The sequence below is a fragment of the Infirmifilum lucidum genome, from assembly GCF_014876775.1.
GTDB lineage: Archaea > Thermoproteota > Thermoprotei > Thermofilales > Thermofilaceae > Thermofilum > Thermofilum lucidum.
In genome coordinates, this window is the sequence record NZ_CP062310.1 from 851,475 (window position 1) to 871,446 (window position 19,972).

At 52.2% G+C, this 19,972-nt stretch carries 26 protein-coding genes and 4 tRNA genes; 14 read left to right on the top strand and 16 right to left on the bottom strand.

The annotated features are described in order from the left end of the window. The first annotated feature begins 32 nt into the window (after positions 1-32). The 3 genes from IG193_RS04675 to IG193_RS04685 are packed head-to-tail and all read left to right on the top strand — an operon-like array spanning position 33 to position 2,750. Positions 33-269: a hypothetical protein gene (locus IG193_RS04675; RefSeq protein WP_192818063.1), complete on the top strand. Its 237-nt coding sequence runs from the start codon at positions 33-35 to the stop codon at positions 267-269. Beyond that, positions 253-1,191, top strand: coding sequence for a thiamine-phosphate kinase (locus IG193_RS04680; RefSeq protein ID WP_192818064.1), 939 nt, complete (start codon positions 253-255; stop codon positions 1,189-1,191). Before IG193_RS04675 ends, IG193_RS04680 begins: the two co-directional genes overlap by 17 nt. After that, positions 1,188-2,750, top strand: coding sequence for a radical SAM protein (locus IG193_RS04685; RefSeq protein ID WP_192818065.1), 1,563 nt, complete (start codon positions 1,188-1,190; stop codon positions 2,748-2,750). Before IG193_RS04680 ends, IG193_RS04685 begins: the two co-directional genes overlap by 4 nt. Here the strand turns inward: IG193_RS04685 and IG193_RS04690 are convergent. From IG193_RS04690 to IG193_RS04710, 5 genes are read right to left on the bottom strand one after another with little or no spacing between them, the layout of a single operon-like run. Further along, a complete protein-coding gene (locus tag IG193_RS04690; protein WP_192818066.1) occupies positions 2,738-3,409 on the bottom strand; it encodes a translation initiation factor IF-6 in 672 nt (223 codons plus the stop codon). The two genes, IG193_RS04685 and IG193_RS04690, sit on opposite strands and share 13 nt — an antisense overlap. A 5-nt stretch (positions 3,410-3,414) precedes the next feature. Next, a complete protein-coding gene (locus tag IG193_RS04695) occupies positions 3,415-3,726 on the bottom strand; it encodes a 50S ribosomal protein L31e (protein WP_225876045.1) in 312 nt (103 codons plus the stop codon). Positions 3,727-3,739: 13 nt separating this feature from the next. Beyond that, a complete protein-coding gene (locus tag IG193_RS04700) occupies positions 3,740-3,892 on the bottom strand; it encodes a 50S ribosomal protein L39e (RefSeq protein WP_192818067.1) in 153 nt (50 codons plus the stop codon). 45 nt (positions 3,893-3,937) lie between these two features. Then, the gene (locus IG193_RS04705; protein WP_192818068.1) at positions 3,938-4,285 is read right to left on the bottom strand and encodes a DNA-binding protein; all 348 of its coding nucleotides are present in this window, start codon (positions 4,283-4,285) and stop codon (positions 3,938-3,940) included. Between the two features lie 45 nt (positions 4,286-4,330). Next, entirely contained in the window at positions 4,331-4,789 is a 459-nt protein-coding gene (locus IG193_RS04710; protein ID WP_192818069.1) for a 30S ribosomal protein S19e, read from the bottom strand. A 62-nt stretch (positions 4,790-4,851) separates the two neighbouring features. Between IG193_RS04710 and IG193_RS04715 the strand changes: the two genes are divergently transcribed. Further along, complete coding sequence (locus tag IG193_RS04715; RefSeq protein WP_192818070.1) at positions 4,852-5,619, top strand: tRNA (adenine-N1)-methyltransferase; 768 nt, start codon at positions 4,852-4,854, stop codon at positions 5,617-5,619. 33 nt (positions 5,620-5,652) lie between these two features. Beyond that, positions 5,653-5,737, top strand: a tRNA-Leu gene (locus tag IG193_RS04720). Positions 5,738-5,771: 34 nt separating this feature from the next. On the opposite strand, the gene IG193_RS04725 is transcribed toward IG193_RS04720, so the two are convergent. From IG193_RS04725 to IG193_RS04735, 3 genes are all read right to left on the bottom strand, one after another. Further along, the gene (locus tag IG193_RS04725) at positions 5,772-6,194 is read right to left on the bottom strand and encodes a hypothetical protein (protein ID WP_192818071.1); all 423 of its coding nucleotides are present in this window, start codon (positions 6,192-6,194) and stop codon (positions 5,772-5,774) included. Positions 6,195-6,461: 267 nt separating this feature from the next. Next, positions 6,462-6,535 (bottom strand) — tRNA-Gln (locus IG193_RS04730). A gap of 122 nt (positions 6,536-6,657) precedes the next feature. Next, positions 6,658-6,765: transfer RNA gene (locus IG193_RS04735), tRNA-Pro, on the bottom strand. 108 nt (positions 6,766-6,873) lie between these two features. Between IG193_RS04735 and IG193_RS04740 the strand changes: the two genes are divergently transcribed. Next, positions 6,874-7,032, top strand: a complete 159-nt coding sequence (locus IG193_RS04740) for a hypothetical protein (protein ID WP_192818072.1) — start codon at positions 6,874-6,876, stop codon at positions 7,030-7,032. Between the two features lie 95 nt (positions 7,033-7,127). Here the strand turns inward: IG193_RS04740 and IG193_RS04745 are convergent, their stop codons facing one another. Genes IG193_RS04745 through IG193_RS04760 form a run of 4 tightly spaced genes read right to left on the bottom strand, consistent with a single transcriptional unit; the run spans position 7,128 to position 11,664 of the window. Further along, positions 7,128-9,518 (bottom strand): AAA family ATPase, encoded by a 2,391-nt coding sequence (locus IG193_RS04745; protein WP_225876125.1) that lies wholly within the window; start codon positions 9,516-9,518, stop codon positions 7,128-7,130. Beyond that, entirely contained in the window at positions 9,499-9,702 is a 204-nt protein-coding gene (locus IG193_RS04750; RefSeq protein ID WP_192818074.1) for a hypothetical protein, read from the bottom strand. Before IG193_RS04750 ends, IG193_RS04745 begins: the two co-directional genes overlap by 20 nt. 8 nt (positions 9,703-9,710) lie before the next feature. Next, positions 9,711-10,343, bottom strand: coding sequence for a hypothetical protein (locus IG193_RS04755; RefSeq protein ID WP_192818075.1), 633 nt, complete (start codon positions 10,341-10,343; stop codon positions 9,711-9,713). Between the two features lie 49 nt (positions 10,344-10,392). Beyond that, a complete protein-coding gene (locus IG193_RS04760) occupies positions 10,393-11,664 on the bottom strand; it encodes a hypothetical protein (protein WP_192818076.1) in 1,272 nt (423 codons plus the stop codon). A 57-nt stretch (positions 11,665-11,721) separates the two neighbouring features. On the opposite strand from IG193_RS04760, the gene IG193_RS04765 reads away from it, so the two are divergent. Genes IG193_RS04765 through IG193_RS04775 form a run of 3 tightly spaced genes read left to right on the top strand, consistent with a single transcriptional unit; the run spans position 11,722 to position 12,974 of the window. Further along, positions 11,722-12,111 carry a hypothetical protein gene (locus IG193_RS04765; protein ID WP_192818077.1) on the top strand — a complete coding sequence of 130 codons (390 nt, stop codon included), beginning with the start codon at positions 11,722-11,724 and terminating at the stop codon, positions 12,109-12,111. Beyond that, entirely contained in the window at positions 12,104-12,478 is a 375-nt protein-coding gene (locus IG193_RS04770; RefSeq protein ID WP_192818078.1) for a cren protein, read from the top strand. Before IG193_RS04765 ends, IG193_RS04770 begins: the two co-directional genes overlap by 8 nt. A 37-nt stretch (positions 12,479-12,515) precedes the next feature. Beyond that, positions 12,516-12,974: a hypothetical protein gene (locus IG193_RS04775; RefSeq protein ID WP_192818079.1), complete on the top strand. Its 459-nt coding sequence runs from the start codon at positions 12,516-12,518 to the stop codon at positions 12,972-12,974. Positions 12,975-12,983: 9 nt separating this feature from the next. Here the strand turns inward: IG193_RS04775 and albA are convergent, their stop codons facing one another. Both albA and IG193_RS04785 read right to left on the bottom strand, forming a co-directional pair. Then, the gene (gene albA, locus IG193_RS04780; protein ID WP_192818080.1) at positions 12,984-13,265 is read right to left on the bottom strand and encodes a DNA-binding protein Alba; all 282 of its coding nucleotides are present in this window, start codon (positions 13,263-13,265) and stop codon (positions 12,984-12,986) included. Positions 13,266-13,324: 59 nt separating this feature from the next. Further along, positions 13,325-14,914 (bottom strand): PINc/VapC family ATPase, encoded by a 1,590-nt coding sequence (locus IG193_RS04785; RefSeq protein WP_192818081.1) that lies wholly within the window; start codon positions 14,912-14,914, stop codon positions 13,325-13,327. 441 nt (positions 14,915-15,355) lie between these two features. Here IG193_RS04785 and IG193_RS04790 point away from each other — a divergent pair, with 441 nt between their 5' ends. Then, on the top strand, positions 15,356-15,775 hold the full coding sequence (locus IG193_RS04790) for a hypothetical protein (RefSeq protein WP_192818082.1): 420 nt from the start codon (positions 15,356-15,358) through the stop codon (positions 15,773-15,775). Here the strand turns inward: IG193_RS04790 and IG193_RS04795 are convergent. Beyond that, positions 15,772-16,341, bottom strand: coding sequence for a CBS domain-containing protein (locus tag IG193_RS04795; protein WP_192818083.1), 570 nt, complete (start codon positions 16,339-16,341; stop codon positions 15,772-15,774). The two genes, IG193_RS04790 and IG193_RS04795, sit on opposite strands and share 4 nt — an antisense overlap. A gap of 144 nt (positions 16,342-16,485) precedes the next feature. Here IG193_RS04795 and IG193_RS04800 point away from each other — a divergent pair. Next, positions 16,486-16,559, top strand: a tRNA-Ile gene (locus IG193_RS04800). Between the two features lie 77 nt (positions 16,560-16,636). Here the strand turns inward: IG193_RS04800 and IG193_RS04805 are convergent. Continuing rightward, complete coding sequence (locus IG193_RS04805) at positions 16,637-17,974, bottom strand: acetyl ornithine aminotransferase family protein (RefSeq protein ID WP_192818084.1); 1,338 nt, start codon at positions 17,972-17,974, stop codon at positions 16,637-16,639. A gap of 60 nt (positions 17,975-18,034) precedes the next feature. Between IG193_RS04805 and IG193_RS04810 the strand changes: the two genes are divergently transcribed. The 3 genes from IG193_RS04810 to IG193_RS04820 are packed head-to-tail and all read left to right on the top strand — an operon-like array spanning position 18,035 to position 19,972. Further along, positions 18,035-18,586 (top strand): 2-oxoacid:acceptor oxidoreductase family protein, encoded by a 552-nt coding sequence (locus IG193_RS04810; protein ID WP_192818085.1) that lies wholly within the window; start codon positions 18,035-18,037, stop codon positions 18,584-18,586. Beyond that, positions 18,570-18,824, top strand: coding sequence for a 4Fe-4S binding protein (locus tag IG193_RS04815; RefSeq protein WP_192818086.1), 255 nt, complete (start codon positions 18,570-18,572; stop codon positions 18,822-18,824). Before IG193_RS04810 ends, IG193_RS04815 begins: the two co-directional genes overlap by 17 nt. Next, the gene (locus IG193_RS04820; RefSeq protein WP_192818087.1) at positions 18,821-19,972 is read left to right on the top strand and encodes a pyruvate ferredoxin oxidoreductase; all 1,152 of its coding nucleotides are present in this window, start codon (positions 18,821-18,823) and stop codon (positions 19,970-19,972) included. Before IG193_RS04815 ends, IG193_RS04820 begins: the two co-directional genes overlap by 4 nt.

Consider the following 19,972-nt stretch of genomic DNA (forward strand, 5'->3'; position numbering starts at 1 on the left):
ATTTATGCCGCGCAGGAGTGTTCGTGAGCGGTATGGGCAGTAAGTATCTTGGGTACTTCAAAGTGGCTCTCGGCGCAGTCACGATAATTGCGCTCGCCATTAGCGCTTACTACGCATACAAGGTTTTCGCGTACATCATGAACTGGGAGGCTGGTAGCCAGCAGACATATACCTCTTACATGACCATACTAATCTATGTTCTATTTATTCTCACGTCGTTCTTCTTAATATACGAGACACTCCGGAGAGGCTATGAACAACGAAGTTAGGGAAGATGCTATCGTCGACTGGATTACACGCACGTTTAACATCGTGAAAAGCGACGCCGTAGCAGTGAATACGGGTAGCGGCAACGTGATAATAAACGTCGATGCTTTCGACTCGGAGATCCACTGGCCGCCATTTCTAGACGCGTATTCAGCCGGACAGAAAGCTTACTTTTCCTCCACAAGCGACGTGATAGTAAAAGGAGGAAAACCCGTGGCTGCACTTGTCTCCCTAAGGGTTCCGAGAACATTTAGTGCTGAGTGCGTGAAGAAGTTCGTACTAGGCCTCGGTACAGCAGCATCGAGTTTAGGGGCGCTCTACCTTGGAGGAGACACAGACGTGACAGAAGGAGGCCCGTTCAGGGCAGAGATTGTGAGCATAGGGGTGCCTACTGGGAAAACACTATCTAGGGGCGGCGTCAAGCCGGGAGATCTGTTGGCAATCACAGGTCATGTCGGCGTCTCCGGCATTGTGTATGGGGTTCTCTACGGAGAGCTCGAGAGCCGACTACTCGTAGACGCCCTTAGGGATTGGGTTAAGCCGCAGTGGCCGCGCCTCGACGCCTGGTTCGAACTGACGCCGCTCGTGAACGCCTCAATAGACAACAGTGACGGCCTGGCACTTAGCCTGCACTATCTAGCCGAGAGCTCAAAGGTGAGACTCGAATTATCAGAAATCCCCCTGTACGACAGGATCATTGAAATATTTGGAGAGGATAGAGCGGTCGAGTACGCGCTGTACAATAGCGGAGAGGAGCACAACTTTATCTTTTCGCTCCCAGATGGCCACGAGTGGGTCGCCGAAAAACTCGGAGCAAGAGTAATTGGAAAAGCTGTTGAGGGCCAGGGCGTATACCTCGCTGGCTACGGGGAGGTAAAAAGGAGAGGTTGGGTGGGGGGCGAGGGGTTCCGCGACAGAATATGACCACGGCAGTAATAATCGACGGTTACACAGACGAGCCTGCAGGTCTCGGCGTGCCACCATACATAGACGTCTACCCACGCTACATTGCCGGTGCGATCTGGCACGCCGATAAAACAGCTAAGCTCTACTACTTCACGATCGACACCTACCGCTTAAACGAAGAGAAAATCTCCAGGCTGATAACAAAAGCTGACCTACTCATCGTCTCAGGAGGCGTGGTAGTCCCAGGACGGTACATTGGGGGCGCTCCAATAACGCCGCAAGAGATTATCTCTATCCCGAAGAAGTTCGAGAAGCCCCTAAAAATCCTGTGCGGTCCCGTCGCGCGCTTTGGGACAGCGATACGCGGCGGCAGGAGGGCTATCCAACCAAAGGATTTGGACGAGTCCTATGACCTAGTCGTGAGGGGGGATCCCGCTCACGTCATCTACGACCTCCTCAAGGAAAAGAGCGTGGAGAGAGTCAACCCCTACAAGATCCCACACGAATACAGCCTCACGAATGTTTTTGCCGTGAAAGGCGCCCGCATCGTCCTGCAACATCCCAACATCGGCTTCAACCTTACAGCCGAGATAGAGACCTTCAGGGGGTGCCCGCGGTGGCTCACTGGAGGCTGCTCCTTCTGTATTGAGCCGCGCCTCGGAAGAGTTGTGTGGCGTGACCAAGACGCTATAGCCTCCGAAGTTAGGGCTCTCTACGAGTATGGGGTACGCGCCTTCAGACTCGGACGCCAGAGTGACATACTGTCGTATAAGGCTAAGGGGGTCAACGAGGTAGAGTTCCCCGAACCGAATCCAGAAGAAATAGAGAAACTCTTCCGCATGATACGCCAGGCTGCACCGAGCCTAGAGACTCTCCACATCGACAACGTAAACCCGATGACCGTAGCTCTGCACGAGGAGAAGGCAGAGAAGGTTCTCAAAGTGATAGTAAAGTACCACACCCCCGGCGATGTCGCCGCTTTCGGGCTTGAGAGCTCCGACCCCGTGGTTTCGAGGGAGAATAACTTAGGGAACGACAGCGAAAGCGTTCTGAGAGCCATAGAGATAATCAACAGGGTGGGCCGCAGGCGTGGATGGAACGGGATGCCGGAGCTACTCCCTGGCGTGAACTTTGTCCTAGGCCTCAGGGGCGAGACGAGGAGGACGTTCGAGCTAAACAAGGAGTTCCTGGAGGAGGTGCTGAGGAGAGACCTAATGCTCAGAAGGGTAAATATTCGAGAGGTCTTACCTTTGCCTGGCACACCTATGTGGAGCATTGGGGATAGGATAGCCAAGCGGCACAAAAAGTACATACTTAGCTTCAAGAGGTGGGTGCGCGAATACTTTGATGTCGAAATGATGAAAAAATTGTTCCCTAAGGGGACTCTAATCAGGCGATGCTACGTGGAGACGGTCGTCGAAGGAAAACCCGTGGCCAGGCCCACCGGGAGCTACCCTGTGACGATATTCCTCGATAGCGGGAAGATTGGCTCCCGAGTGGACTGCATAGTCCACGGGTGGAAGGCGAGAAGCCTACTGGGTACCCGCTGGGCGCCTCGCAGGGTTCAGGGAGCCTGAAACAAAATTCTCTGGATCTGCATAAGCTCGTGGCCTGTAGTTTCGCTTCCAGCTAACGCTCCTTTCGTGTTGGCAACAAGGCCTGCCCTCAGGAACATCCTACCCTTGTTTACCGTGAGGAGGCCGGCCTGCACCTTGAGGATAGACTCGAACTCCGACATTTCTTCGTCGGTCACGAAGGGAGGCACGGCTAAAGCCCTATTAGTTGCGACAGCAAGTGAGCCCACAAACGGGCTTCCGCCTAGGCTTCTGGTTTCGCACTCCACGCCTAACGTGTCCGCGATGACTTTAACAGTCTTATGTGATAAGAGGGGGCTTGTAACACACCCTCTATCATTTACTAGGACGAGGTTACCGAGGCTTGTCTCCCTAACGTCCTCTAATACGGCAGTGTTGAGCCCCATCCTCTTTACAGCCTCGAGCTCTGCCTCCAGCGTAATGCGCGGCAATACAACACCAGTATTGTTGCCACAGATCAATACTCCGAGTAGCCTAGACCCGGCAATCGAGGCTCTTATGACGTCTACTTTAAGTGTATCAGCGACTTTGTCTTCCAGTTTGCTTGGAGCGTCGAAAGGTATTAGCGCGTAATTATCGTTAATAAATATGAAGACGCCAATCTGAGGCGTCCCGAATATCTCTGTGACGTCCACCGACATATGAACTACTCTTTCTCCTCTACATTACCAGTAGCGGGTGGGAGGTCGACCTCTGCCTCTACGACTTCCCCCTCCTCGACGTTCACTCTCACGCTAACAGTGACCCGTCTAGGAGGTTTCTCGATGCTCTTGCTCCACAGCAACTCATTAAGCTTGTTGCCGACCTTTATGGCTCCACTTACGTGAAAATGCCTGGCGACCCACTCCTTGACAAGCCGAACTGCCACCTTAGCCCGTTTCTTCCTAGGAGCCCTGAAGGCGTCGCGCAGCGGTATTGTTACCGTGAAAACGTTCTCACCGTCCTGGAGCTTGGGCACTATCACTCACCCCCTATAGTTGCATTCTGCTCCTACGCCAGTTACGGCGGGGCTTCCTGCGTACTCTCCCAAGGGTCTTCGCTATGACCCATATTGGAACCTGCTGGTTCTCACGTGTAGCGGCAATTAGCCTTATCTTCTTCCCGAATGGCTTGTTATGGGCCATAACTCGCACCTCTCCACTCAACATCTACCTGTTTAATAAAAACCTTTACCCAAAGCTAACCCTGAACCGTATCTCCTGCCGCGTATCTGTTAGCCGTGCAAGGATCTGCTTGAGGGTCTCGTCGTCTATCGGGAGCCTTATCGACCCACTCTGCGCGAGTTGGACTAGCTGCACCTCTAGTGCTTCTACAAGCTCGGGCTTTACGAGCTTCAGGTTCGAGAGCCTTGCCCGGGCCTCAGGGGTCAAAATCCTCCTCAGGAGCTCCTGCCGCCTTGCTTCTTCAGCCGCGCGCTGGGCCTCGCCTTTCTGGGCCTCGGCAAGCCTCCTCTGGTACTCTAGCAACTTTCGCTTTTTAATCTCCTCCAGCTCCGCGCCCTCATCTAACTCACTCATAGACCCCTCACCCAGAGTACTCTTCTAAGAAAGATGTTGCAAAAGCTACTCAATATACTTTTTGAGCTCGGGCCTCTCCTCGGCAAGCTTCTTGAATAACGTGATCGCAATCCTATCTACCAGCGAGCGGCCCTTATCCGTTATGACCCTACCCTTTGGCGTCTTGGCGACGAGCCCCGCAGCTTCGAGTTGCTGTAAAGCCTTTCTTATAGCAGACCCCCCGCTCTTCTTGAAGTGTTTACGCTTGACTGTGTTCTTTGTCCTACCGCCATAGGCCGTACGTAGCCTCTCAAGGCCCACGGGACCGTAGATGTAGACCTTTCTGAGGAGTGCTGCACACCTCTTATACCACCAGTCAGGGTCGCTTGGAACTCTCTCCCTACTAGGGCCTGTTTTAGCATAGAGTGCCCACTCAGGGGGTTGTATTTCCTTCATGTTTTCCTTGAGGTATCTTGCAAGCTCCTCTATTAGCATGTTTGGCGGCACGATCTTTGCATTAACCATTACTCCACCTTCTCTGTTCTCGTAGTGGTAGCCTTATAAAGTTATCCCTACCCTTAACCCCGATGGTGGACACGGTTAAAGAGGGTGAATGGGTTCTCCTGTACTATAACGAGAAAAAGAGCTATGTGGTGCGGGTTGAGAGGGGGAGAGTTTTCCACACTACACACGGCTCCATTGACTTGGCAAAGCTAATAGGGTTACCCTATGGTAGCTTTGTGGAAACAAACGTCGGCGAAAAACTCGTTGTGACGCGAACAAGGTTTGTTGACAGGCTTGAAGGCCTACAGCGCACAACTCAAGTCATCTACCCGAAGGATCTCGGCTATATCCTGCTAGAGGCAGGCGTAGGTCCCGGGAGTACCGTCGTGGAGGCAGGTACGGGTACAGGGTTTCTAGCCGCAACTCTAGCGTGGTATGTTAGGCCTAGCGGCCGCGTATACACGTACGAAGTCCGGAGGGACTTCTACGAGATAGCCCTAAAGAACTTCGAGAGTCTAGGAGTGCTCCCGTACATTACCCCGAAGAACAAGGACATACAAGAGGGGATAGAGGAAGACAATGTTGACGCTGTTATACTCGACCTGCCGACCCCCTGGAAAGTCACTGAAGACGCTGCCTCAAAACTCGTTAACGGTGGCGTACTCGTAGTATTCGTCCCGACAACAACCCAAGTTGAAAGAACCCTACTCTCGCTGAAGAAAACAGGGCTGAAAATGGTAGAGGTGACAGAGATCATGGCGAGGAAGTACCAACCTGTCCCAGGCGAGTTCCGCCCGCACAGCATTGGAGTAACGCACACCGGGTACGTGATCAGCGCGAGGAAACTATAATAAATTTAACCCCCTGCCCCGTAAGTTGTATAGGCGGGGGTGCCCGAGCCAGGTCAAAGGGGGCGGACTCAAGATCCGCTGGCGTCGGCCTTCCCGGGTTCGAATCCCGGCCCCCGCACTCGAGCGTCCCCCCCCCCGCATGGATTTGTCTCCTATAATTCCTCTGTATAGCTACTAAACCCAGCCGCCTTCTCAGCGCTCATGTCCAGGAAAAACTTGCTTTTCCAGCCGGCTCGAGAGAGTATTTCGTTTATTTGGAGGAGCGCGCCCGGAGTAAAGGAGGCGATAACGGCATAGATAATTCGACTGCCCCTCGCGAGCGTCACTAAAAGCAACGGAGACGCCCTTCTCGTCTCGCCAGAGAGTTGAGAGCGTAGCACGTAGCTTGAAAACTTGTAGTCTTCGACTTTCACACCGTAGTCTCTAAGCCACTCATTAATCCTGTCAAAGTATGTAGTGTAGCGCTCACCCCCCTTAACTCTACGGTACCCCGCAAGCGAGAGGTCAAGCCAGAACACCTCAGAATCCTTATTGACATAGTACGCCGCTATGTTCTTGAGGCCGCGCACCCGCACAGAGCACACCTGCACTCGAAAGACCCGGCCACTAAATAAACCTATCCCAGGTTCTAGAGGAAATCTTTTCGAGAACCTCGCCTCCCTGAGGGCTACCAGGGTGGATTCTCGAAAATTTAGTAACCATTATTAAAGAAAAGCACACCATGAGTACCCCGACGCTGAGGCCGCGACTGCTTCCACGAATTATGCCGGCTCTAGAGAGTTGAAAAGAAAGGATAAACCTTCCTTTCCCCTTAAACCGCTAACCGGTTAAAATAAAAAATATAGCCCGGCGGGGATTCGAACCCCGGATCTGCGGGGCCAGAGCCCGCCATGCTTGACCGCTACACCACCGGGCTTCATTATAGTGTTGGAAAACGCCGGGATTTAAATTTTAACCTTCCTAACCCCTTTCCCACGTTCCCGCGCGCAGAGAGCGGTTTTACAAAGAACAGTTATTCGGTTAAAATACATAAAAAAGTGGGGCCGCCGGGATTTGAACCCGGGACCACCTGGGCTCTTGTCCTTAGATCCCGAATCCTGCGGTTTTAACCGTGCCAGGCATCCTACCAGGCTGGACTACGGCCCCCTGCAGTTAATGGGGGAGAGTGGTTTTAAAGGATTTCGACCGCTTAGAGGATGGTTCTGTGGGGGAAATTTTAAAATCATTGGTGAGTGTTTTCTCCGGCGCTCGGTTATGACGAAGTGGACTCTTAGGTGTGAGAGCTGTGGGGGTGAGAAGGTACTTGACGTGGGCTTTAACTTATACGAGTTTAAGAGGGTGTACATCTACTGCCCAAAGTGTAGGGCAAATACTTTCCACATAGTGGTCGGGCACGAAGAACAGTCCGAGTAGGGACGTGTCAGTGGCTGCTCGCGTGATCACGGGTCACTGGTTCTTGCCTCATCATCCTATAGTTGGATCAACTGACCCCTAATAAACTCTCTGTGTTAGAGCTGTATTATGTTGACCCCCTCTATTCTCTTGGCGATGTCCTCGGCTTGAGTGGTCAGGATTGCTTGCCTTATGTCGAGTACCGTCGATAGGGACTTTAAGAAGTTCACTTTTATCCTGTCGTCGACGTTCGGTAGCGGCTCGTCAAGCATAACGAAGTCAATGTTCCTCCTTATCTGAGAGTATATGGCCAGCAGGAGTGAGAGGACGACTATGGTCTTCTGGCCGTCGCTTAGTAGCTCGCTGAACCTGTATTTGGTTCCGCCTACCTCTACGAATACTTCGTAATAGCTGGTGGGTGCTGTTCCCTTCTTCCGCTTTTCCACTACTTCTAGCTCTACAGCTCTGACTTGCTCTGCCGGGTACACAGCTCTCAATATCTCGTTTATCTTTCTGTTAAGTTCCTCTATTCTCTTGCGCCTCAGCTCTGTCAGGATCTCGCGCGTCGCCGACTTGATTCTCTCGAGGCGCGAGTAGAGGGATTCGAGCTCCGCCAACTCGTTCTCGAGGCTATGGATTTTCTCCTCCAGGCGCTTGACCTGGTCTACTACGACGGATTCCTCTAGTGTTTTGAGTTGGGCGTTCAAGCTGTCTTTTTCTTTGGTTAACGAGTCTAGCTCACTCTTGGCCGTTACGTACTCCTTGTACTTGGGCTCATACTCGGCGAGCTCCTCCTCTAGTTTTCTCAGTCTGCCCTCTGCTTTCAAGATCTCAGAGACCACTTCCTGTTCAGCAAATCTCCTCCTTAAATCGTGGGCTCTCTCGTCGACCCTTGTTAGAATAGCTGACAACTCCTTGTACTCCCTCTCCTTCTCTCTAAGCTTTATTTCGTCTTCTCGCACTTCCTCGTCGAGAGATTCTTTGCGCTCTAGATATTCTTTATACTTCTCGTACTCCAACTCACGGCTAACAAGCAACACCTTTAACCCTCTGAGATCCTCAAGAACCTCCCGCAACTCTCTCAACCTTTTCTCACTCTCCGACAGCTTCCTCTCCAGATCCACTATTGATCGGGTGAGCTGTTCCACCCCCTCCTCAACCTTCTCAATACTCCTGGAGTCCAGCGTTGTCCCGCAGACTTGGCACTGGACACTCCTCCTCTTGCTAGCCTCCTCAATTAGAACTTGCTTTAACTGTAGCAGACTTCTGGATATCTGGATTTTCCTGGATGTTTCCTTAATTTCTTGCTCTAACTTCCTGACCTCCTCCTCTAGCTCGCTGGCCTTACCGTACTTACTCTCAAGCTCCTGTACCCTCTCCTCTGCTTCCTCGTACTCGGTCGCGCTGGGTTCAAGTTCCACGAGTACCTTCTCAAGCGCAGCGAGCTCGGCTTTCTTCAGTTCTACCTCCCGTGCTGAGGCCTGGAAGTCCTCCCACACTCTATCGTAGTGGCTCCAAGCCTCGTCGACTATTTTCTCAAGGTCGGCGAGTGCACTGCCCGTGTTCTCGCTAGTAAACGTTAGGTGCTCGAGCGCCTCCAACAGCTTCTGGGGGGCCTTCAGCCTCTCTAGGATGTCTCTGAGCGAGTGCTTCAAGCCTTCAGCCTCCTCCAGTATCTTATACAGGTCTACCTCAGAGGGGGCATGCTTTACTCTCTCCCTGAGCTTCGAGACATAACTCCTTTCACCCTCAATCTCCCGCTTGAGGCTCTCGTACTTCTCAGCGACTGGCCTTAAGGCTTCGACCCGGGCAGACAGCTCTCCAAGGCGCTTCTCAATGTCCTCCACCTCACTTGCAATCTGTGCCCGTTTCTCACTTAGAACGGAGAGATTCCTCACGGCTTCCTCGTATTCGCTTCTCAGAGTTGCGAGCTCAGCTCTGACTCTCTCCAGGGAACTTCTTACCCTGTTCAAGGAAATAGATTCGTGGAAACTCCTCACGGCGTTTATGCCCAGGAGGATGTCTAAAGCCCTGCTGCGCGTAAGAGACCTGCCGTAAGCAAGCATGTGCACGAGTACGTAGCTCAGAGAAGCCGAGCGTATAAACTCCTGGAAGTCCATCCCCAAAATCTCCTCGATAACACCCTCGACCTTACTGGGCCCCTCGAAAACCTCTCCTGTAGGCGTTTCTAAGGCTACGTGCTCAACAAGTCTGCCGTCAGCTCTCGCCAAGCGACGCTCAAGCTTGTACACCCCCTCCCCAGTAACCTCGAAGTATAGCCGGACAAAGGCTTCTCTACACCCGACATTCACCAGGCTCTCCCTCTGGATGACGCCGAGCCCTGCGTAAAAGTCAGTACCGAAAAAAACGAACTGAATAGCGGAGAGAATGCTTGTCTTCCCAGCGCCTACTGGGCCTATGATCAACGTTATCCCATCCGGAAAGTCAAAGACCCTATGGCTCGAAAAGCCTCTAAAGCACTTGACTTCAAGCCTCCGCAGCTTCACTCCCAATGTTACCAGCCTCTACAAGCTCCTGTATAAGCTTCCTAACGCCATTGCGCCCTTCCCTGGCATACACCTCGAGCAACTCCAGCGCAAGCTTAAGAGTCCCGGGGTCGTCTGCCAAAAACTTGCGGAGCCCCTCGCGCACCGTGTCTTCAATGCCGCGGCCCAGATACCTGACCGGCATGACTCCCCTTACCCGCCCCCAACTGGTTTTTTACTCCCGAGAACCTGGAGCCAGGGATTATCCTTAATGAAGTCCGGTAGATCCCCGCTTGATCCTGAGGGCTGTGTCCCTGTAGCGGGCTGGATCTCGGGCCGGAGTGGTTGTGCTGGCACAGGCTTCAGTTTTACAGAGCCCTCTAGTGGGACAGGGGCTTCTTGCAACGCGCTCTGTATTTTTAAACCCTGGGTAGCACGGATTATTTTATCAGTTTGGACACGTGTACTTCTGCGTTGCCTGGGAACTCTTATCTCAATTACTTCCCCATTATCCCGTACCTCTAAAACCCCCACGTTTTTCTCCGAAACGATTTGTATAGTTCGCCTATTCGCATGCACTAGTTTCCTGCCTGGTACTGCGAGGTACACGTAGCTCGCATCAAGAGACTCACTCTCGTGTGCCTCGTGGGTAATTTCAGCGTCAATAGCGCTTAGTGGAATCCTTGCTCCGATGTACTTGATTACTATCTTCTCGCCAGTAGGGCTTACGGCGATAATGTCGGCTTTCCCGTCATGAAAGAGCACATTCTCCACACGCCCCCCTATGCTCCTCTCAACATAACTTTTAACGTAGTCAATGTACATTAAGTCGTCTCTTCTCGCCATTACTGTGCATGTAAAAGATGCTACGAGACCCTAAAAGGGTTTCGGGTCTTTAATAGTGGACGCCCCGCTTGTACCAGCCCTCCCTGCTCCTCCAGTCCCACTCAATATCCTCCGGCAAAGCAATACTATAGACGATTGTACCCTTCCACACCGAGTACAAGGGATCAGAGACCATGTGCACGCGGGCTGTTATACCTACATTTGACAGCTCAAGCCTCAGTTTCTCCGCACTATCAACAGCAACGTCTTCAAGCCCTTTTGGAACCTTCCAGGAAAAGTTGCCACCACTGAGTATAAAGTCATTGTAGAGGCTCGGCAGAAGCTCAACAGAAACCTTGCCCAGCGAGGCTTGTATCGCCTCGACAAGGGGGGCGTCTCCCTGAATTACATTCTCGCCAACTCTTGTATCCTTAGGCCTGGGCATGCCGCGCTTATAGTAGCTCTCGAAGAGCTCATGTTTAGGATTGAATATGACCTCGCCTATCAGAAACCTCATCCACCCGTTTTTCTCCATGTCAACCTGTATAGTAGTCCCAGGTATTCTGAAAACAGTTCTAAATCTTTCGGGGTCGCTCTTGGCGATTTCGATTGCCTCGTTTAAATCCCTCGGAACCAGGCCAACAGCTTCCTTAAACATTCGGACAAACTTCTCCTCCCGTGCCCTGTCTCCGTAGCCTAAATCCTTGAGGATCTCGGCTGCTATTGCGTCAGCCTCAGCGCCCCCACGGTTCAATGCGACAATAGCACTGCGAATAGGGTATGCTGAAATCGGAGTTATCTGAGTGTTCCCGTGCCCGCTCTCGATGACGACACATGTTACGGACTTCTCCGCGATAGCCACTGCCAATGGCTGAGGTATAATCGTGACCGCCTTGACATAGTGGCCCTCCTCATCCAGTTTGGCATGAATCTCGAAAAGTCTCTCGTACATGTAGTCCGGAGCAACCGCAGACAGAGCGGCCGTCACGTAGAACCCATCAAAGTCCTTAGCTTGGGGCTTCGAGACCATAAAGCCGTACCTCGTGACCTCTTCTATCACCCTCCAAGCTCTCTCGTCGTTCTTGTCAACAAGCCCGTCGCGCATAGGGTAGACTAGGTAGCGCGATACGTCCTCAAGACTCCCCAGATACCTCACTACGTCGGGTCCCACAACGACGTCTTTTTCGATGCCATATATCCTTAGAAGCGTCTTAGACTCGCTCAGGAAAAGCCCCCTATTCTCGATTACCTGGGGCCTCTCGGCTAGGGGGCCGAACTTGAACTGGCTGGTCCCGTAGTCCTCTCCGTAGGCAAACCTCTGCTTGTACAGGCTTATAGACATTACAACCCCTGATCTACTTTACGCAACCCTTAAATAAATTCACGCATCTCAACGCCCGTGGGCGATGTATTAAGGGTGGAGTTCCGGAAGTTTGGGAAGGTAGTATCGGAGGCTGAGGTACGGCGGGACCTAGTCCCCCTAAACTTTGAAACAATAAGGAAAACAGGGAAGATTGTGACTACAGTGACAAATAGGGACGAATACATCGTTGTCAACTTCCCGGCCAGACTAGTGAACGAGGGAAGCCTCTACACCAGTTTCAAGGCAGGGGACCTACTCATAGCCCCCGCGGCTTCATCTCTAGTTGTTGTACTAAAGGCCTTCAGCGAGAGCAGGTGGAGAATGTTCAAGGCGGGTGAGGTAAAGAGCGGGTTAGAGGCCCTGCGCAGTATGAAGACGGGTGAAAGTATAACTATAGCAGTGACCGAGGTGGAGCAGAGTGTCTGAGCAACAATTCGAGCCAATGATGCCAATAAAGCTTACAACACTTAATGACCTTGCCAGGCTAGCTAGTAGCACAAGTGCTCTTGGCCACGTCACGTACATAGTTCACTTCACCCATGGCGAGAAGCACTACTACGGCGTGTTCGTCGTCTTCCGGGACTACTACAAACTATACGGACTTCCGATGTTCTACTACATAGAGATGGACAAAGAGCTCCCTGGCAACTACATTCTCTTCCGCTCCGACGAAGCCGGGGAGAACGTTGAAATATCGAGGGGAACCAAGCCTGGATATATAGCACTGCCAATTATAAACCTGTCACTCGACAACCCCCAGTTCCTCAAAGTAATCCAACTGCTTAACAAGTGACCGTCTTTTAAGCATATAAACAATACTAGAGGGGGGAATGAGGGACAGGCAAACCAGCATAAATATCCTCCAAGGGTATCCATCAATCCTCTGGGACTCCTACAGTATTTTCGCAAGCACATCCAGAGCCCTCGTATCTACCCTCAGACTAGTCCAGCACAATGTAACAGACAGCGCCGTCCAGGTGGTACTAATCTTGCTGGTTGAGGCTTTACGAATCAGCATCAGGAATCTCAGGACACATATAATACACACAAGAAACTCGGGTTTCGGAGATAGAGCGGTGCTCAAGAAGATTGCGTATGGCTACATTGCACGGTGCTCTGACCTTGTGTCAAATATAAGGAATGCAGAGATAACACTCAGAGGGATAGACTACAGAAATGCAATGTTCGTACGTGAAAAGCTGAGGGGCATAGAGGACGATCTTGAAGGGCTAAACCACTACATCGACTTGATAATTGAAGAACTCGATTCTAAAGAAAACACGGCGTGAAAACTCTGACTATTTCTTACGGGCGAGGACTATCTCTATGATGGATATAGTCCTCTTCTTGTCTCCTTCGCCTACCTGTTCGCTTCCAATCTTTATTGTCTCGACGTCGACCTCGTCCTTGAGGAACCTGCTCTTCACTATCTCGGCAACGTCTACCGCGCGGCTTATAGCTCTGCCCCTAGCCTTGATTGCGACCCTCTTGGCGCCCTGGTTGAATTGAATGACTGCTGCGAGGACGTAGTTCATGACGTTCTTGCTTCCTACTAGTACGCTTCCTTCTTGGACACTCATTTGCTTCACCGTTTGCAGAGTCCCTTATACTAGTGCGTTAATAAATGTTACGCATATCCCTAGAAGGAGGGCTTAAGCTCGAGCTCGTAACCGTAGCGCCTGACTATCCTCTCGAGCTTGCGCCTAGGCTTTCCAGTGAGGTAATTGTAGTAGTCGGCGGAGACCTGTATGGTGACGGTGGAGGAGTTCGAATCTATCGTTACCTGGTACCCGTCATCGCCGAGGATTTTGTACAGGGCTCTCTCGATTGCAGACTTTATCTTGTACTCCTCCACGCTAACTCTCCCAGACGGCTTCTTTATAGGAACCACGAAAGTCCTCTCGCCGAACACGTACAGCTCGTATTCGGGTTCACCGGTCATGAAGTCACGCACAACGACTACAGGGCGTGCAAGATCCTCCTCCCTAAGGCCGTGAGGTATTTTGACTGTGGTCTCAAGAGAGTACACCTTCTCCACTTGCCCGTTCTTGATGTAGATCACTGTGTCAACTATCGATGGAATCATGCCGAGCTCGACCCTCCCGATAAACCTCTGAATAGCGTCAATGGGGCTTGTAGCGTGCACTACCCCAACCATGCCTACTCCAGCAAGCCTTAGATCCGCATACAGCTGGAAGTCCCTTGTGTCCCTCATCTCGTCGAAGAACGTGTAGTCAGGCCTGGACAGTAGAAGCACATCGTGTATCTCCTCAGAGGTTGCATAGTTCTTGGAGTACTGCGTAATTTCCACTGGAAGGTGCATGTCCCTAGGAGACTCGATAGTCTTGACGACCTTCCCCTTCCTATAGTAGTATTCAGCTAGGGCCTGCGCGAACGTAGTCTTGCCCATGCCTGGGGCTCCTGCTATCAGTATCCCTTCAGCCTGCTTCTCGAGTCTCTCAATGAGCTTCCTAGGTAGATTATAGTCCTCCAAGCGGAGTTTCGCAACAGGCCTCACAGCTGTTATCTCTATGCCGTCCGAGAACGGAGGCTTTGTTACAACGATGCGGTACGTGTCTAGTTGCACTATAATTACCCCTCTACCCTCGTACTCCACGAATGCTGATTGGCTCTCGTTCCTAACGCGTTCAAAAATCTGCCTTATATAGTCTTCAAGCTCCTCCCTTGTCAACGGCTCACTACGCAGCTCCACAAAGGTCCACTTCCCGGGTAGCCCCTTCTTTGCGTAGGGCTTAGACCCCTCCTTCAAGTGGATAGACATTATGTCGTTGTCGAAGAATTTCTCGAGAAAGAACTCTTCACCACGCCTCGGCGGCAGGTACAGAGCCTTAATACCCATAGCTTCTGCAGCCTTGGCAGATACCTCATCGCATGTCACGAGAGTCCCGCCGTGCTCGAACGCTAAGAGCCTGACAATAATGTCCGGGTCTAGATCCCGCGTCGCCCGCAAGCCCTGCGGCATGTTGTGAGAGTACTCCAGTTCGACGACCTCCTGTAGAGACTCAATGGCGTCCCTCAATAGCCCAAGCTCCCGCAGCCCTGAGAGACCGCTTCCCGCGCCTTTCCTGGCGAGCTCTTCGAAGTAGTTCACCAGGCTCACGTGGAGAATTACACGGCCAGCTATCCTACCCTCCGCGATGGCCTCGCGGAGAACCCCGCTCAGTATAGCGGATGTGTCTGGAATGTACACGTTTTCCTCTAGACTCATTACTGGTGCTCAAGAACCGAGACTCTACTTGACTTTTAAAGATTTCGTATAAAGAGGGTCTAGACCCCTAGTCTTCCACTGGAACAGCCTTATAGAGTCACTTCATATACAGAGCAGAAGTAGTGAAACCTAAAATCAGGCACTAGTGTTCCACAAGTTCCACACGAAATGTAGGGGTCTCAGGACGTTATACACTATTCAAGGAGAATCTACAATTATACGAGTCTATACTCCCGTGTGTAAGGGGGTTTAAATAACCCCTCAATTTCCACTGGAGCATGTGGAAAAAAGAAGAATTCAACGGAAAAGCCTTTATAGCAATGAATAATTCTCTGTCTGGAAATACTAATGAAAACTTTTGAGAAAAATTTAAACAGAGAAAAACTAGAGTTTATACTATATCCCCCAGCATGTATATTTTCAAGAGATTGTGATAAATAGGTGCAAGAGTTGGTTATACAGGGTGTAATGGCTCCTAGAATCAAGATCGAGGACTCGCTCCCCTCGGGGGAGAAAATCTCCCTGATGATAGAGGGAGGAGACCTAGACGAAGCAAAGATACTTCAGATACTGTCCATGCTTAAGAGCCTCAAAGCGTCCAGCGAGGTCGAGACTGGACAGGTCGCGGAGGGCTCGCTGAAGGAGAGAGTCTGGAGAATAATAGTCGAGAACTTCGGGGATGGCACATGGTTTTCGCTCAGGGATCTGTACAACATAGCCATACGTGAAATGCCAGACCTGAAGATAACGGCAGTGTCCACGTACGTGACGCGGCTAGTAAGCGAGGGGCGGCTCTTAAAGCGCGGAACCAAGCCGAACACGCGCTACAGAATAAAGACCCTGGTAGTCGAGAAGGCCTAGATCTTCTTTAAGAGTAACTTGGCAATATCGCTCTTAGTTATAATGCCGACGACCTGCATCCCCTGCTCCACTAGGACAGCCGGCACGCCACGGCTAAGCATCCTCGCTACGACCCTTATCTTGGTTCCGCACGGGACTAGCGGGAGGGGGTCTGACATGACGTCGCTGACAGTCAGCATAGCCGCCTTCGCGTTCTCGCGTATAAAGGCGCTGAGGACATCGTCGTCGAAGAGTGTTCCGACGTTCTCCCTCGTCTCGGGGTTTATGACGGGGAGCTGGCTAAACCCCCTCTCCCACATTACTCTCGTAGCGTCCACGAGCTTCGTGTCGGGAGTGACGTAGACCACCGGAGACGTCATGAGGTCGCAGGCTGTAAGTTCCTCCTCTAGGAAGCTCTCTAAAGCCTTATATATGCGCAGGAGCGTGGATACCCGCGGGTTAACTTTGCCAGACTCTATCCTGGCAATTAGGCTCTGGCTAACCCCCGCTCGCTTGGCCACCTCGCTCTGCGTCAACCCGGCTTTCAGCCTTAGTAAGCGTAGCTCCTCGGGAGAGGGGATGGGCATATCGAAAACGTATATAATAAATGACTATTATACATTTCGCTTATGGAAAATTGACCCAGCTCCTTAGCGGACTCTTCAAGAGAGGTTAGCAAGAGTTCAATAATGCGTAAAAATTATATCTTGCTCTGCTGTGAAGGTATAGGCGGGCCGGTAGCTCAGCCAGGTAGAGCACCCGGCTCATAACCGGGGGGTCCCGGGTTCGAGTCCCGGCCGGCCCATATTTTGCCAGTTTTAACCGGATAACCATTTTTGTAAAAGAATGTTTACACCAGGTGCCCTGAAGAATAAATGAGATCTAGGGGGTCTCCTGCAAGGCCTTCCTAATGGAGTTGTAGAGGATGTCTAGGCCAACGTCCATTTCCTCCTTGGTTATTATAAGAGGCGGGGCGATCCTGATGGTGCTCAGGCCGGCCCCTATCACTAGAAGGCCTGATTTGAAGGCTATGTCTAGAGTTTTCCTCAGCAGCTCTGGATTTGGAGAGCCGTCCTGCTTGATTAGCTCAACGCCTATCATCAGGCCTTTACCTCTGACGTCACCTATCGCCGGGATCTCCTCCTTCATCTCGTTGAGTCTTTTCATAGCATGTTCTCCTACGCGTGTCGTATTCTCTAGTAGCTTCTCCTCCTCTATTACTTCCAGTGCGGCAATAGCCGCTGCACAGCTGACAGGGTTCCCGCCAAACGTGCTGGCGTGGCTACCCGGCGGGAGGTTCATGATTTCTCTCCTACCAACGAGCGCGCCCAGCGGTAGGCCTGACGCGATGCCCTTGGCTATGGCTATCAGATCCGGCTCTACCCCCCAGTGCTCGATGGCAAACCATTTACCTGTTCTGCCTATGCCGGCCTGTACTTCGTCGTCCACTAGGAGTATGCCGTACTTATCGGCCAGCTCTTTGAGCCTTCTGAAGAACTCGGGTGGAGGGACTATATATCCCCCCTCACCCGCGATAGGCTCGAACACGATGGCGGCGACTTCTTCTGGAGGCACGTACTTCTTCAGCACCCATTCCTCTATGTAGTCAACACACCAGAGGTTACAGTCCGGGTATTTTTGCCTGAAAGGACACCTGTAGCAGTACGGGTAGGGCACGTGGACGACGCCCGGAACCAGGGGCGCGAACCCCCTCCTCTGCACGGGCTTGCTTGCTGTGAGCGATAGGGCCCCCATTGTTCTGCCGTGGAACGAGCCCGCGAACGCGATTATGTAGGGCCTAGCTCCCCTGAAGTGGCCGCGAGCAACTTTTATGGCTGCCTCGATTGACTCAGCGCCACTGTTTGTGTAGAAAACTTTCTTTGGGAAGGAGCCGGGGGTTATTTTCACAAGCTTCTCCGCTAGGCGGACAGGAGTCTCGTACAGGAAGTCTGTAAGCGAGTAGTGGAGGAGTTTTTCTGCTTGATCCTTTATGGCTTGTACAACTCTTGGGTGTGCGTGCCCTACGTTAGTAACGCCTATGCCAGAGTTGAAGTCGAGGTACTTGTTCCCATCGAGATCCTCGAGCCACACTCCTTGGCCGCGCTTCGCGACAAACGGGTACCAGCGCGCAAAGCTCTGCATGATCAACTCGTTGTCTTTGGAAATTATCTCCTGGGACTTTGGTCCCGGAGGTGGGACTTTAATTTCAGGCCTTGACACAATTTAAATATTGATAGAAAGCTATAAATCTTTTTATGGCTCTATTAGACTGAAAATGATATGGATGTATCATTTGACGTGGTGTGGCTGGGGAGAGGCGGGCAGGGTGCTGTAACTGCTGCAATGTTGCTTGCTCAAGCCGCTGTCAACAAGGGACTTTATGCGCTAGCGATACCCTTCTTCGGCGCGGAGAGGCGCGGGGCACCTGTCTTTGCGTATAATAGGATCTCTGAGAAGACGTTACACGTTAGGTCCCGCGTCGAGAAGGGGGATGTTGTCGCCGTCCTGGACTCCTCGTTGCTCGGCATGTACAGCTTGGAGAGGTTTGTGAAACCCGGTGGAAGCGTGGTTGTCAACGCAACTGAGCGTGGGAGAGCCGCGGGGAATTTTAAGGAGTACTGCCTCGATGCTGTGGAGATAGCCGAGGATCTCGGGCTCAAAGTGGCTGGCTGGGCGCTCGTCAACATGCCAGTCTTAGGAGCGGTCGCGCGTGTCTCGGGGCTTATAGGTGAACTCGAGCTAGAGGCGGCGGTGAAAGAGCTCATTAGGGCGCACGTTGACAAGAATATTGAGGCGGTGAGAAGGGGGTGGTCGAGTGTCAGGCCGTGTTGAGGTACTGTTGAGTAGGCCGGTTGTGGGGGCAGTGCCTGCTGGCACTTGGCGGACAGAGAGGCCTGTTGTCGACCAGTCTAGGTGCACGAAGTGTGGTATATGCTGGCTGTACTGCCCCGATGGTGTTATTCAGATCACGGATCAGGGTGCTGTGGTCGACTATGCTTACTGTAAGGGGTGCGGTATCTGTGCAGCCGAGTGTCCTGTAAAGGCTATAAAGATGGTGAGGGAAGTATGAGCAAGCTTCTGCTCACTGGGAACTATGCTGCCGCGTATGCCGTTAGAGACGCTGAGCCAGATGTTGTTTCAGCGTATCCTATAACGCCCCAGACTCCAGTTATCGAGAAGATAGCTGAGTTTATTGAGAGTGGCGAGCTCAACGCGAAGTTCGTGAGGGTAGAGTCGGAGCACAGCGCCATGGCAGCTCTTATAGGTGCAGCGAGTGTAGGGGCCCGAACGTACACGGCTACCTCCTCCCAGGGCCTTTTCTACATGTACGAGGTCATATGGTGGGCTTCAGGCGCCCGCCTGCCGATTGTTATGGGCATTGTTACACGTGCTCTGGGACCGCCGTGGAACATATGGTCGGAGCATGCTGATTTCTACGCCTTGAGGGACAGCGGGTGGAACATGTTCTTCGCCTCGTCTGCACAGGAGGTCTACGACTTCACACTAGTCTCTTACAGGGTCTCAGAGAACCCCGAGGTTCTACTCCCCACTTTAGTTGGATGGGACGCATTCGAAGTCTCTCACACATATGAGCCAGTCTCTCTGGTAGAGAAAGAGGAGCTGAAGTCCTTTATTCCACCTAAGGGCTCGTGGAAGCCACTATTAGATGTGGGCGAGCCAGGGAGCCTCGGTAACCTTGCTTACCCTGAAGAGTATATTAAGGTGAGGTTTGAGATGAGAAAGGCCAGTGAAAGGGCCAGGAGAATAATTGAGGAGTCCCTACGCTCCTATAGCTCCCTCACAGGTAGGAGATATTGGTTCTTCGACTGTGTCTACTGCGAGGACGCCGACACAGTGTTCGTAATCCAGGGTTCCATCTTTGGCGAGACCCTAAGGGCCGTAGAAGAGTTAAGGAGCAGGGGCGAGAAAGTCGGGCTTGTGAAGGTCTGGGTGTATAGGCCTTTCCCATACGAGGAGCTTGGGAAAGCTATCGAGGGCACAAAAAACGTGGTCGTGCTGGCTAGGGCGTCGGTATTCGGAAGCCTGAGCCCACTGGGCTCAGATGTAGCTTCTGCGTTGAAACTACGCGGGGCATCTGCACGCCTCTTCGACGTGACTGTCGGTGTTGGGGGTGTAGACGTCAAAGCAGAGGATGTTATCGGGATTTATGACAAAGTGCGCGTGAGTGGGGAGTCAAGCTTCTGGTGGGTGAGGTAG

Bases quoted from the DNA above. Each gene is read 5' to 3' on its own strand.
- IG193_RS04700 (WP_192818067.1), bottom strand. From the start codon at position 3,892: ATGGCCCATAACAAGCCATTCGGGAAGAAGATAAGGCTAATTGCCGCT.
- IG193_RS04750 (WP_192818074.1), bottom strand. From the start codon at position 9,702: ATGCCGGTCAGGTATCTGGGCCGCGGCATTGAAGACACGGTGCGCGAG.
- IG193_RS04705 (WP_192818068.1), bottom strand. From the start codon at position 4,285: ATGAGTGAGTTAGATGAGGGCGCGGAGCTGGAGGAGATTAAAAAGCGA.
- IG193_RS04680 (WP_192818064.1), top strand. From the start codon at position 253: ATGAACAACGAAGTTAGGGAAGATGCTATCGTCGACTGGATTACACGC.
- IG193_RS04675 (WP_192818063.1), top strand. From the start codon at position 33: ATGGGCAGTAAGTATCTTGGGTACTTCAAAGTGGCTCTCGGCGCAGTC.
- albA (WP_192818080.1), bottom strand. From the start codon at position 13,265: ATGAGTGTCCAAGAAGGAAGCGTACTAGTAGGAAGCAAGAACGTCATG.
- IG193_RS04760 (WP_192818076.1), bottom strand. From the start codon at position 11,664: ATGTCTATAAGCCTGTACAAGCAGAGGTTTGCCTACGGAGAGGACTAC.
- IG193_RS04795 (WP_192818083.1), bottom strand. From the start codon at position 16,341: ATGCCCATCCCCTCTCCCGAGGAGCTACGCTTACTAAGGCTGAAAGCC.
- IG193_RS04755 (WP_192818075.1), bottom strand. From the start codon at position 10,343: ATGGCGAGAAGAGACGACTTAATGTACATTGACTACGTTAAAAGTTAT.
- IG193_RS04785 (WP_192818081.1), bottom strand. From the start codon at position 14,914: ATGAGTCTAGAGGAAAACGTGTACATTCCAGACACATCCGCTATACTG.
- IG193_RS04710 (WP_192818069.1), bottom strand. From the start codon at position 4,789: ATGGTTAATGCAAAGATCGTGCCGCCAAACATGCTAATAGAGGAGCTT.
- IG193_RS04690 (WP_192818066.1), bottom strand. From the start codon at position 3,409: ATGTCGGTGGACGTCACAGAGATATTCGGGACGCCTCAGATTGGCGTC.
- IG193_RS04685 (WP_192818065.1), top strand. From the start codon at position 1,188: ATGACCACGGCAGTAATAATCGACGGTTACACAGACGAGCCTGCAGGT.
- IG193_RS04820 (WP_192818087.1), top strand. From the start codon at position 18,821: ATGAGCAAGCTTCTGCTCACTGGGAACTATGCTGCCGCGTATGCCGTT.
- IG193_RS04810 (WP_192818085.1), top strand. From the start codon at position 18,035: ATGGATGTATCATTTGACGTGGTGTGGCTGGGGAGAGGCGGGCAGGGT.
- IG193_RS04715 (WP_192818070.1), top strand. From the start codon at position 4,852: ATGGTGGACACGGTTAAAGAGGGTGAATGGGTTCTCCTGTACTATAAC.
- IG193_RS04775 (WP_192818079.1), top strand. From the start codon at position 12,516: ATGAGGGACAGGCAAACCAGCATAAATATCCTCCAAGGGTATCCATCA.
- IG193_RS04740 (WP_192818072.1), top strand. From the start codon at position 6,874: ATGACGAAGTGGACTCTTAGGTGTGAGAGCTGTGGGGGTGAGAAGGTA.